Origin of the sequence: Parabacteroides hominis, assembly GCF_014287585.1 — a bacterium.
GTDB classification, from domain to species: Bacteria; Bacteroidota; Bacteroidia; order Bacteroidales; family Tannerellaceae; genus Parabacteroides; species Parabacteroides hominis.
In genome coordinates this window covers 146,169-158,599 of the sequence record NZ_JACOOJ010000006.1, presented here as the reverse complement: position 1 = coordinate 158,599, position 12,431 = coordinate 146,169, and the positions used below count along the sequence as shown (strand labels likewise).

Here is a 12,431-nt window from a genome sequence, read left to right as displayed (position 1 = left end):
GAATTTATAAAATCTAACTCTACCCAAATTCCAAGATGGGTTAGAGTTTTTATATTTTATATATTCTTCAATGATAAAGCCAAAAGTGAAGAAGTCTAACGAGTTTTAAAGTCAAAAAATTGTAGGGTAACGCAAAATTGCCAATAATGAAGTCGATTCTAATTGTTGATGACAAACCGGAGATAGCAAAGATCATCATGATCTATTTATCCAGTTCTTATCAAGTGGTGTATATGGAAAATCCTGTAAAAGCCATTTCATGGATGAACGAGGGGAATATCCCGGACGGTATAATTTCTGATTTGAATATGCCGGAGATGAGTGGTGAAGAATTCGTATGTTATTTGAAAAGGAATAATCTTTTCAATAACATCCCGATTTTAGTATTATCGAGCGAAGAAAGCAGTTCAACTCGAATACGCCTACTGGAAGAAGGTGCTGAAGATTTTATAATAAAACCATTCAATCCCGAAGAGTTAAGGATCAGGATTAAAAGACTTGTAAAATAACAGATATGGAATATATCTTCTTTGGAAATCACTCTTCACTACCTGGCAGACTGGAGAGAGCCTTAAGTCAACACGTAGTAGAATGTCCGACGCTTACACAGTTTTGCCAGGCTATGATACATGTGAATCCTGTCAACTTTTGCGTATTTTTAGAAAAGGACGACGTTAAGGAAGACTTGGATACAATCCAAAAACTACGGCAACTTTATTCTGCCGCCTACATTATTTTATTTGCAAATTCTTTGGATAAAGAAGAAAAGATCGCATACATAAAAGTAGGTGTAAATTGTGTTATCACAGAAAGCATAACAAAAGAAGAGTTGCTTCGTTTACTTGCGATAGCCGAAGACTTCCTGTGCAAAAAAACAATATGTAATAAGAAAGACAAAGAACCGGACAGATTATACTCTTTCCACCTCCCTCTTTGGAAACGGGCTTTTGATATCGCTGCATCCTTAGGAGCCATACTGTGCTTATCTCCTATTTTCGTCATAACGGCTGTTGCTATAGAGTTGGAAAGTAAAGGTCCTATTGTCTATAAATCCAAGCGGGTAGGCAGCAACTATAAAATATTCGATTTTTACAAATTCAGATCCATGTATCCCGATGCGGATAAGAGATTGGCAGAATATAAAGCGCAAAATCAGTATAACGTAGAAGTAGAAGGGTTAATTAACCCTTCTACTTCTGCAGCACTGCAGAATCCATTAGTTAATGATCGGTCAACAGGTTCTCTTTTATATTCCGATAACTTTAGCACGACAGAACATGATTATTTAAAAAACAAATCGACAGAGCGCGCCAATACATTCTTTAAAATGGAAAACGACCCGCGTGTCACCCGTGTAGGCCGGATTCTAAGAAAATACAGCATCGATGAGCTTCCACAATTATTCAATATCTTAAAAGGAGACATGTCTGTCGTTGGTAACCGTCCCCTACCCATTTACGAAGCGGAACAATTGACCTCAGACAATTACATAGAACGCTTCATGGCCCCCTCCGGGTTAACCGGTCTTTGGCAGGTAGAAAAACGGGGAAATGGAGGCAACTTATCTCCTGAAGAACGTAAACAACTTGATATAAAATACGCACGGACTTTTTCATTCGGCTTGGATATGAAAATTATCTTCCGCACTTTCACGGCTTTTATCCAAGAAGAAAATGTTTAAATCCTAAGGAAAAACGACATGAAAACAACACTTATATTATTATTGATATTCAGCTCTATACACAGTATGGCACAAAAACGTAAAAGTTATACGGACAATGCCACAGTTGTAGAAGTCGGTGCCAAGTCCGACTCCGACTCCATACAAGCTATGCTGGATGATTACGAACGTGTCCAATTGCCTCCCCTTTCAGTGTTTCTCCAATCTGTCTATGACCATCCTTCCGTCAAAATATACGAAGCTAAGCGGGATGAGGCAAATGCGGAAAGGGAAATTACCCAACGGGAATGGCTTAGCTACCTAAGGCTACAAGGTACATATCAATACGGGCGAAATAATCTCTATTCCACATCTTCTACAGACGGGGATCCCATAATCAGTAATGTGGGAAACAATCAGAATTTATATAATGCAGGTGTATCCGTTAGTATCCCGATCGGCGACCTGGTGAGTAGAAAACAAAAAAACAAAGTAAAGAAAGCGCGATATGCTCAACTGCAATCTCAATATGAAATGTCGGTAGAAGAACGAAAATTGATGATTTTACAAGCATATAATAATGTACTCCAGCAATTGGCAACGCTAAAGGCCAAATCTGACGCCGCCGCGCTGTACAATGCCCAAATGAAAATTTCCGAACAGGATTTCATTAACGGGAAAATAAATATTACCACTCTTTCTCTTGAAAGAGGACGCCGTTCAAGCGCAGTAATTACCTATCAAGAAGGGCGTGCAGCCTTGCATAACGCTGTCACATTATTGGAAATGCTTACGAATGTAAAGATTATCAACAGAAGTAGCCAGGAAGAATAATGAACATCACATTATACATAATACGTTTTCTTTACCGGATTCGATATCAACTGATATTTGGTACTGCTATTGTCACAGGGTTAGTTATCTATTTTTCCCGTTTCATTCCTAAAACATATACCGTAAAGGCTACAATTTATACAGGTATTGTCTCCGATACCGGTCTAAATAGCGACCAACAACCGGCTAACTGGAAATCTGTAGAGAATATGTTCGATAACCTTGTCAAATTGACTCAGGAAAAAGGTATACAAAAAAACATTGCAATCAAATTACTCGCTATAAATCTCGTCCACGGCGATCTCGATCAAGATAACGTTTATATAAGAGCTAAGAATTACCAAGCCCTAATCAAAATTATACCGGAGGACTTATTACATTTGGTTGACAAAACCTCCGAAGAAAAAACGATCGATAATTTCATGAAATACATGAAAAATGATCCGGAAAATTTTTTGTACGGCTTGCTGAATGGTGACGGACCGTTTTATAGCTATAACAAACTATCGTCTCTTGAGGCAAAAAGGTTGGGTAATAGCGATCTTATAGAGATTTCTTACCAGACTACGGATCCTGGTATCACCTTAAATACAATCAAATTCATATATAACGAATTACGTGCCGCCTATGAAGACATACGCTATAAAACGACCAATGATATTGTAGCCTATTACGAAAAAGAACTCAAAAGGCAACAGACAAAACTATCAAGCCTGGAAGACAAATTGGTTAATTATAATATAGAAAACAGCATCATTAACTACTCGGAACAAACAAAAGCTATCGCTAATTCATATTCTAATTTTGAAAACCGATACGAAGCTACCCGAAGAGATTACGAAAGTGCAGACAAAATCGTTCAGGAAATGGAACAATATATGGATATTCGGAGTAAACTGGTAAAAACTAACGATGATTTTATTAAAGTTTTGAATGAGATTTCTACCATCAATGGAAAAATAACCGAAATCGAGACGTTCAGTTCAGAAGAAATGCAGGCTAAAAATACGGAGCTTCAAGAATACAAAGAACAATTAAAAAATGCCGAACAGAAAATCGCCTCTTTGACAACCATGATAAATAGCTACAAAGAAAGTAAAGAAGGAATTGCAATTAACGGACTTGTTGATGAATGGTTAAAACAAACGATCGTGAAGACAAAAGCGAAAGCAGAATTGGACGTTTTGGATCAAAGAAGAGAGGTTTACAATGAGCAATATAAGATTTATTCTCCTATCGGAACGCAGATAGACAGGCAGCAACGTGAAATTAAGGTATTGGAGCAATCCTATTTGCAAATGTTGCATGCACTGAATATGGCTAAAATGAAGCAAAAAGACATACAACTCACTTCTGCAACGTTAAGATTAATTTCCGAACCGACGTTTCCTATTCTTAGTGACAAAAGTAAACGTTTATTACTGGTTATGGCGTCTTTTTTTGGCAGTATACTTTTTATTATCGGATTCAATCTGTTGATAGAATTGCTGGATCGCACTCTACGGGATGCCGACCGTGCCAAACGGCTTACCGGACTTCCGGTTCTGGCAGCATTTACCGGGCATATAAATCTGAAATATCGGGGATTTACGAAGGCCTCGAACAGGGTTGTTGCCGCCTACTGTTGTAATCAATTAAATGTATTTCTACAACTTGGCCGTACTTCAATCATCAATTTGATCAGTTTTGGAGAGCAAGAGGGGAAAAGTTTTATTGCCTCCTATTTACAGGAATACTGGGAAGACTTAGGGTTCAGCGTCAAAATCATATCTTACGACAAAGACTTTAATTCGCAATCGATGGTATATGCTCAAGCAAATAGTATTTTCCATATTTACGAACCTCCATACGGACAAGAAAATCCGGATATCCTGATAGTCATATATCCTCCATTAAGAGATTATCCTATCTCCACAGCGTTATTACAGGAAGCACAAGTCAATCTGTTAGTCGCAGACGCTTGCCGGGTATGGACAACCAGCGATACACAGCTTTTGGAGCATTTCAAAAAACAGGTAAAAGACAAACCTCTTTATTTATTGTTGAACCGTACGGAACGAGAATTTGTAGAAAACTTTACCGGTCAACTGCCTCCCTATTCAGGATTGAAAAATTTGGTATTCCGGCTAAATCAATTCGGTATCACAGCCAATAAAGCATAAAAATGGAAGGTATAAAAGGAAATATCAATTCTTTCAACCCCTATTCATTAGTGGCAATAGGGCTTATACTGTTAGCCTATGCTTTGTTAAAGCAAATATGGCTGTTGGCGGCGATTGTTGTAATTATGCCTTTTCTTACTTTTTATATTGTTACCGTGCTGAATAAACCCTACTGGGGATTCATGACCTTATTTACGCTGAACTATTTCTTTATCGGAATACTGCGTTATGTAAATGTTCAAAACAGCAGTGTAATAATGGATATCTTTATTGTTTTCCTATTAGTCAGTATATTTCTTTATGCTTTATGCGGGGGTAAAATACCCTGGCAAAGAGCCAACAATAAACTGCTGTACATATCGCTTGTATGGATGATCTATGTTTTTTATGAATTATTTAATCCGTCCGCAGTTACAGAAGCTTGGATATTCACCCGCGGCTCTTTTTACAATTTCACACTATTAGTATTATTGACCTCCTTATTATTGAATAAAGTCGAAGATATCAAAAGAATATTATTCCTGCTGTCCATCTTCACCCTAATTGCAGTCAGTAAAGCACTGATACAACGCTATATGGGATTTGATTCCTTAGAAAGCGACTGGTTGATGAGAAGTGGAAGTTATAAAACTCATCTTTTGCGAACCGGTATCCGCTACTTTTCTATATTCTCGGATGCCGGAAATTTCGGTTCCAATATGGGAATGGCAACTGTCATTTATATGATTTTATCCTTTTATGTCTCGAATAAAAAACTCCGGTATTATTACAGATTCGTGTCTTTGCTTGCAGCTTATGCATTAATGCTCTCCGGTACGCGTGGCGCTATGATTGTCCCTCTCGGTGGATTAGCCATGTTTATTCTTCTCAATAAAAATATCCGCTATATCGCAGGAGGAGCCATCTGCTTGCTTTTCATTTATATCTTTTTTGCCCACACAAACATTTTAGATTCAAACCGGCAAATACGTCGTATGCGCACGGCTTTCCATCCGGAGAAAGATGCATCCTACCTGGTCAGAAAAGCGAATCAGAAACGACTTGCCGAATATATGGTCCATAAACCGTTCGGAGAAGGCGTTGGTCTGGCTGGAGGTGAAGGCAAGCGTTTTTCCCGTCGTTTTACAACCGAGATACCGACAGACTCGCACTATGTCAGTATTTGGGTACAGTTTGGAATTGTCGGATTATGCCTACACATCGCCATTTTATTGTTTGTCATTGCATACAGTGCCTATCTGATCATGTTCCGCATACGAAACAAGGAATTGAAAGGCATGTTGATAGCCATGAATTGCGGTCTATGGGGCATCATGCTCAGTGCATACGGCAACAACTTTTTCTGGCAGTACCCGACAGGATATATCGTGTATATATTTCAGACTTTTCTTGTTTTAGGGAAATCGTATGATAATGAATTGACAGAACAAACAAAGTTAGAACCCAATATAAATACATTATAATATGGATTTTGAATATGAAATAAACAAATGGTGGATCTCCAATGGAGATAAACTGATAGAATACGCAGATGCAATCATATTTCTTTTGTTTCTGATAGCAGTATTGTATATTTTCATTTTTTCACTGGCTTCATTAAAAAAGACGAGAAATAAATATCCTCCCGCCCGGAAGAAGCACCGTTTTGCCGTTCTCTTTCCAGCCTACCAGGAAGATGCGGTCATCGTTAATTCAGTCTGTTCATTTCTGGAACAGGATTACCCGTCTTATATGTATGAGGTTATTGTGATAACCGACAAGATGCAGGAAAGAACAGTTCAAACACTGAAAGCATTGCCATCCATCACAGTATTGGAGGCCGGATATGCTCAGAGTACCAAAACGAATGCGCTCCGTCTTGCCATGGATTATCTGAGCACGAAAACAGAAAAATGCGACATGGTAGTAATCATGGATGCGGACAATATCGTGAATGCATCTTTCCTGAACAAATTGAACGATGCTTATTACTCCGGATGCCTCGCTATCCAAACGCACCGGGTTGCCAAAAACAGGAATACCAATACAGCCGTTCTGGATGCGGTCAGCGAAGAGATAAATAATTCCATTTTCCGTTCCGGACATACCCGCCTGGGCTTCTCTTCAGCATTGATAGGTTCAGGTATGGCATTTGATTATGATTGGTTGAGACATTATATTTATAAAGCAGCCCATGTCGGAGTGGATAAACAACTTGAAAGCATGTTGCTTTCACAGAATATATATATCGAATTTCTGGAAGACGTTTATACTTACGATGAAAAAATTGAAAAGAAAGGGCAGTTTTACGAACAACGCCGCAGATGGATCGCCACGCAATTCACGAATCTGTTTTCCGGCCTGTGGAAACTACCTAAAGCATTCTTTTCGGGTAACTGGGATTATTGCGACAAACTCTTACAATGGATGATGCCTCCACGAGTAATTTTATTAGGTTTTCTGGTGATATTTTCATTTGTAACTACTTGGTATGACTGGCTTTTATCTCTTAAATGGTGGGGAATTACATTCATACTGATCGTCTCATTTTTTATGGCGATACCGGATTATCTGGTAGACAATCGTTTCCGAAAAGCCATTATCAGCCTGCCGATCCTATTCCTTTTGATGTTCTTCAATCTTTTCCGTTTGAGAGGGGCAAACAAAGAATTTATTCATACGGCACATAGTGACCATTCATCCGATAATAATTAATATAAAACCCGGCAAAATGAAAATCGCAATAGAAGCACAACGTATTTTCCGCCCGAATAAACACGGAATGGATTTTGTGGTTCTTGAAACCGTACGTGAGCTACAAAAGATCGATAAGGAAAATGAATATTTCATTTTTGTAAGTCCGGGAACAGACCACTGTCTGGAAGAAACGGATAATGTACATATCATCGAAGTGAAATGTCCGACCTATCCCCTTTGGGAACAATGGGCATTGCCACGCGCAATAAATAAATTCAAACCGGATTTGCTTCATTGCACAAGCAATACAGCACCTTTGCATACGCAGGTTCCTCTGATCCTGACTCTTCATGATATTATTTTTTTGGAAAATAGACAGAGCAGCAGTAAATCTCTATACCAGAATATGGGATGGTACTACAGGCGTCTGGTTGTACCGCACATTTTGCCTAAATGTCGAAAAATAATCACCGTATCTCATTTCGAATGTAACCGGATACGTGAAACGCTTCATTTGCCGGAGAATAAGATCATGGCTATCTATAATGGTTTTAGTAATCATTTTCAGCCATTGGATGACATAAAGGCAGTCACACAAAAATATATGCCGTCAACCGGCTATTTGTTTTTCTTAGGGAATACGGATCCCAAGAAAAATACGCCCAGCACATTGAAAGCCTATCATCTGTATCTGCAACGATCCGAAGAAAAACGCCCTCTATTAATTGCAGACCTGAAAGCGGAATATGTAGATGAGATTTTAAAAGAAACAGGTTTGGAAGATATTCGTCCTTATCTTCATCTACCGGGTTATATTCCCAACACAGATTTGCCTTTTATATACAATGGGGCTTTTGCTTTCCTTTATACATCTTTGCGGGAAAGTTTCGGCATCCCTCTGCTGGAAGCAATGGCTTGCGGCATCCCGGTAATAACCTCCAACACGTCATCCATGCCGGAAGTCGGAGGAGAAGGCGCTATTCTGGCAGACCCTACAGACGAACAATCGATAGCGAATCAGCTTCTTTTATTGGAACAGGATAAGGAACATTATCAAAAACAATCGGCTTATGGACTCGGACGCGCCAAATGTTTTTCATGGGAGCAAACAGCCCGTGAACTGTTAAAACTATATCAATCGACTGTCGAATCTAAATAATATCAGCATGAAAAATCGCGACTTTATCATTACCAGCCTACAACCCTGGGACATCGAAATAGGCAGTACCATCAAAAATACGGCTTTGGAAATTTCCAAAACGAACCGTGTCTTATATATAAATACACCGATGGACTATTCCACGCGTTTTCGAGGGAATAAGAATGCAGCATGGAAACACAGGATGGACGTGGTCAAGAAACGGGTATCCCCCATCCGCCAGATCAATGAAAGGATGTGGGTGGCAGATTGTCCTTTCTGTGTATTCCCGGTAGGCGGCCTGCCTACGGCCTGTCTGTTCGACACCGTAAACAGGATAAACAACAAAATGATCGCAGATTATATTTGCAAAGTGGCTTCCCGATTCGGATTCACAGACTACATACACCTGATCGATACCGACATCTATCGAAGCCAGTATCTAAAAGAATACATCAAACCTGCCCTTTCTATTTATTATTGTAGAGATTTCGTCATCGGGCAACCGTACTGGAAAAAAAACGGAGCGCGGCTCGAAGCCATGCTGGCGGCAAAGTTGGACATTGTTTTAACTAATTCTACACAGTTTGCCATACGCTTCAAGAAATATAACCTTAACACCTTCCCGATCGAAACCGGCGTTAACTTGGAGCTATATGATGCCCGAAAAAAATGGGAAGTTCCCGAAGACCTGAAACACATACCTTCTCCGATAATCGGATATGTAGGTAGTGTAATAGCTCTACGTTTAGATTGCAATTTATTAATGGATGTGGCACAAAGCCGCTCCCAATACAATTTCGTATTCATTGGGCCGGAAGATGAAACATTCAGCAATCATCCTCTCCATCGGTTGCCTAATGTATATTTCTTAGGAAAAAAACGAGTAGAAACATTACCTGCCTATATTACCGGATGCGACGTCTGTATCAATCCGCAAATTATCAATGATATTACAGACGGGAATTATCCGTTAAAGGTAGATGAGTACTTGGCCATGGGGAAACCCATAGTGGCAACCAGTACCCATACGATGAGAGATATCTTTGCCGAATATGCCTATCTGCCGGCAAATACCGAAGAATATCTTCAAGCCTTGGATGCCGCGCTGAAAGAATGCGGTGATAAAAATAAAGAAGAACAACGTATTCGTTTCGCCCATACACACAGTTGGCAACATAGTGTCCAGAAAATATATAACATCATCGAACAGTTTCAAGCCTTCTAATATGGTATCGATCATTACTATCAATTATAACGGATATAAAGATACATGCGAACTGATCAATAGCATCCGAAAGTATGAAACTTATCCGTATGAAATCATTGTCGTCGATAATTCTCCGACAAAAGAAGAAGCCTTGCGGTTAGAAAACGATTATCCTGATGCAACTATTATTTCATCGGAACAAAATTTAGGATTTGCAGGAGGCAACAATTTAGGATATGAATATTCCGCAGGAGAATATATTTTATTTATCAACAATGATGTAGTCATAAACGGACCTTTTCTCGAAACATTGGTTAATCGCATGCAATCTTCACCAGCCATTGGGGCTGTCTCTCCGAAAATCAAATACGAGGATCACCCCAATATAATCCAGTATGCAGGTTATACACCGATGAATCCCATCCGAATAAGTAATCGGAAGATCGGTACAAAGCAAATAGATCATGGACAATACGACCAAGCGACTCCAACTGCTTTTATTCATGGCGCCTGTGTTCTCACATCCCGCAAGGTATTGGAACATGCAGGACTAATGACCGAAATCTATTTTCTCTTTTATGAAGAATTAGATTGGAGTTTGCAACTTCAAAGAGCAGGATACCAAACCTGGTTTGAACCGGCAGTGTCCGTATTCCATAAAGAAAGTATGACAATCAAACGTGGTACTCCGCTTCGTTTATATTATCTGACACGTAGTAGAATCATGTTCACAAGACGTAACTATAAAGCATTTATTAAGATGTTAGCATTATCTTATCTATTGTTTATCGTCATCCCTAAAAATATTTTATTTTACAGTATACATAATGAAAAGGAAATGCTTATCGCTTTCATTAAAGGCTCTTTCCGTGGATTAAAAGATAATATAAAAGAGACCCATGCCTGAATCCCGCTTACATAAGAGTTTTCTGAATGCAAAAGTGAATGTCCTTTTCTATGTCATCACTTTATTCGTCTCTTTTTTCTCCCGGAAAATATTCTTAGAGCAACTGGGAGCCGACTTCATCGGGTTGACGGGGACATTACAGAACCTGCTGGGGTTCTTGAATCTGGCAAACTTGGGAATCGGTGCTTCCATGGGGTATATTCTTTACAAGCCCTTATTCGAAAAGGATCGGGAAAAACTACGGGAGATCATCTCCGTGTTAGGCTATCTGTATCGCTACGTAGGTTTGTCCATTTTGGTATCAGGCGGAATACTGGCTCTTTTCTTCCCGCTTATATTCAAAAATACGGAGATCGAACCGGGCATTATCTATTTTGCTTATTTTTCTTTTTTAGCCTCTTCCCTGATCGGCTATTTTGTCAATTACCGCCAAGTCCTTTTAGGAGCGGACCAGCGCAATTATGTGGTTACAGCTTACTCGCAAACCGCAAATCTGGTTAAAACGTTATTGCAGATGGCATTGGTTTGCTATACAGGTAGCTATTATTTGTGGATAGCGATCGAATTGATTTTCGGCATCTTGTATTCATTTATCTTGAACCGGAAGATCGATCAAGTCTATCCCTGGCTGAAATGCAGTGTTGCCGTCGGGAAAGAGAAATATGCGGAGCATAAGATTATCATACAGAAATCCCGCCAATTATTCGTACACGTGTTGGCAGGCACAGGCCGTTCACAGTTGCTCCCGTTTCTGATTTATGCATTTACGTCCCTGAAGTTAGTCGCTTATTATGGCAACTATATGTTGTTGATAACAAAGCTGAACTTACTGGTGAATAATTTTTTGGGAAGTACAGGAGCCGGAGTCGGCCATCTGATAGCCGAGGGTGACCAAAAGAGAATTCAACAGGTATTTTGGGAACTCAATTCCTTGCGTTTTGTGATAGCCGGTTTTTTCACTTTCGCCCTTTATCACCTGATCGATCCGTTTATCACCATTTGGTTAGGAGCAGATTATGTCTTGCCGCATTCTGTTTTGATTATTATCCTGGCTAATTTTTTTGTCAGCCAGTATAGAGGTACGGTCGATCAATTCATCAATGGCTATGGTTTGTATCATGACACCTGGGCTCCGATCGTGACTCTGACCATAACGGTTGTTGTAGCCTTGGCGGGCGGCAGCATATGGGGGCTTCCGGGCGTTTTATTGGGCGATATTGCCAGTTCGCTGACTATCGTTTGCGTTTGGAAAGTTTATTTCCTGTATAAACAGGGTTTCAGAATGCCTGTTTCCCTCTACTGGAAGAACATCGTGAAATATACGGCATTGCTTTTGTTATCCTGGTCGGGGACTGATGGAATATTATTCCTTTTGCCACTATTTAATCCGACAAACGGATACGGGAGCTGGATTCTTTACGCTTTCTATTCATCTACCCTATTTTTATTGATATTCATTCCATTGTTCTACATTTTTTCAGACGGGATGAAGTTTTTATCGAAACGGATCTGGAAAGCAGTCCAAAAACAGTAAACATATTTGTTCGTGTGCAAAAAGAGACTCCATCCAAGCGACTATTTTGATTAAAGCAAACTTATTGTACGGTTTTCCAAAATACCCATTGGTCTGGATCGAAACAGCAGCGCATGAAATTTGATTTTATACCCCATATATTTCAAATTTCATGCAAGGGTAATATTTTTTAAGAAACAAGATATTTTACAAAAAACTGAATATCAACAAAATATGAATATCCGCCTTTTTTGAAGGGGTTCTTGTATTTTTTATTATATATAAATCCGTTTAGAATAGGTTCAAATATTGGCAGATTTGAACCAATTTT

Annotated in this window: 10 protein-coding genes; all 10 read left to right on the top strand. The window is 39.3% G+C overall.

Annotated features, from left to right (window positions below):
* The first annotated feature begins 143 nt into the window (after window positions 1–143).
* From H8S65_RS05465 to H8S65_RS05420, 10 genes are read left to right on the top strand one after another with little or no spacing between them, the layout of a single operon-like run.
* On the top strand, window positions 144–509 hold the full coding sequence (locus tag H8S65_RS05465; protein ID WP_186929027.1) for a response regulator transcription factor: 366 nt from the start codon (window positions 144–146) through the stop codon (window positions 507–509).
* Between the two features lie 5 nt (window positions 510–514).
* The gene (locus H8S65_RS05460; protein ID WP_186928998.1) at window positions 515–1,681 is read left to right on the top strand and encodes a sugar transferase; all 1,167 of its coding nucleotides are present in this window, start codon (window positions 515–517) and stop codon (window positions 1,679–1,681) included.
* Window positions 1,682–1,699: 18 nt separating this feature from the next.
* Window positions 1,700–2,494, top strand: a complete 795-nt coding sequence (locus H8S65_RS05455) for a TolC family protein (RefSeq protein WP_186928997.1) — start codon at window positions 1,700–1,702, stop codon at window positions 2,492–2,494.
* Window positions 2,494–4,656, top strand: a complete 2,163-nt coding sequence (locus H8S65_RS05450; RefSeq protein ID WP_186928996.1) for a GumC family protein — start codon at window positions 2,494–2,496, stop codon at window positions 4,654–4,656. Before H8S65_RS05455 ends, H8S65_RS05450 begins: the two co-directional genes overlap by 1 nt.
* A gap of 2 nt (window positions 4,657–4,658) precedes the next feature.
* Complete coding sequence (locus H8S65_RS05445) at window positions 4,659–6,119, top strand: O-antigen ligase family protein (RefSeq protein ID WP_186928995.1); 1,461 nt, start codon at window positions 4,659–4,661, stop codon at window positions 6,117–6,119.
* A 1-nt stretch (window position 6,120) separates the two neighbouring features.
* Window positions 6,121–7,350: a glycosyltransferase family 2 protein gene (locus H8S65_RS05440; protein WP_186928994.1), complete on the top strand. Its 1,230-nt coding sequence runs from the start codon at window positions 6,121–6,123 to the stop codon at window positions 7,348–7,350.
* 16 nt (window positions 7,351–7,366) lie between these two features.
* On the top strand, window positions 7,367–8,491 hold the full coding sequence (locus tag H8S65_RS05435) for a glycosyltransferase family 4 protein (protein ID WP_186928993.1): 1,125 nt from the start codon (window positions 7,367–7,369) through the stop codon (window positions 8,489–8,491).
* A 7-nt stretch (window positions 8,492–8,498) separates the two neighbouring features.
* Window positions 8,499–9,698, top strand: a complete 1,200-nt coding sequence (locus tag H8S65_RS05430; protein WP_186928992.1) for a glycosyltransferase — start codon at window positions 8,499–8,501, stop codon at window positions 9,696–9,698.
* 1 nt (window position 9,699) lies between these two features.
* A complete protein-coding gene (locus H8S65_RS05425; protein ID WP_186928991.1) occupies window positions 9,700–10,587 on the top strand; it encodes a glycosyltransferase family 2 protein in 888 nt (295 codons plus the stop codon).
* Complete coding sequence (locus tag H8S65_RS05420) at window positions 10,580–12,121, top strand: lipopolysaccharide biosynthesis protein (protein ID WP_186928990.1); 1,542 nt, start codon at window positions 10,580–10,582, stop codon at window positions 12,119–12,121. Before H8S65_RS05425 ends, H8S65_RS05420 begins: the two co-directional genes overlap by 8 nt.
* The last annotated feature ends 310 nt before the right edge of the window (window positions 12,122–12,431 follow it).

Excerpts from the sequence above, each read along its gene's own strand:
- H8S65_RS05460 (WP_186928998.1), top strand. The coding sequence starts at position 515 with ATGGAATATATCTTCTTTGGAAATCACTCTTCACTACCTGGCAGACTG.
- H8S65_RS05455 (WP_186928997.1), top strand. The coding sequence starts at position 1,700 with ATGAAAACAACACTTATATTATTATTGATATTCAGCTCTATACACAGT.
- H8S65_RS05450 (WP_186928996.1), top strand. The coding sequence starts at position 2,494 with ATGAACATCACATTATACATAATACGTTTTCTTTACCGGATTCGATAT.
- H8S65_RS05445 (WP_186928995.1), top strand. The coding sequence starts at position 4,659 with ATGGAAGGTATAAAAGGAAATATCAATTCTTTCAACCCCTATTCATTA.
- H8S65_RS05440 (WP_186928994.1), top strand. The coding sequence starts at position 6,121 with ATGGATTTTGAATATGAAATAAACAAATGGTGGATCTCCAATGGAGAT.
- H8S65_RS05435 (WP_186928993.1), top strand. The coding sequence starts at position 7,367 with ATGAAAATCGCAATAGAAGCACAACGTATTTTCCGCCCGAATAAACAC.
- H8S65_RS05430 (WP_186928992.1), top strand. The coding sequence starts at position 8,499 with ATGAAAAATCGCGACTTTATCATTACCAGCCTACAACCCTGGGACATC.
- H8S65_RS05425 (WP_186928991.1), top strand. The coding sequence starts at position 9,700 with ATGGTATCGATCATTACTATCAATTATAACGGATATAAAGATACATGC.
- H8S65_RS05420 (WP_186928990.1), top strand. The coding sequence starts at position 10,580 with ATGCCTGAATCCCGCTTACATAAGAGTTTTCTGAATGCAAAAGTGAAT.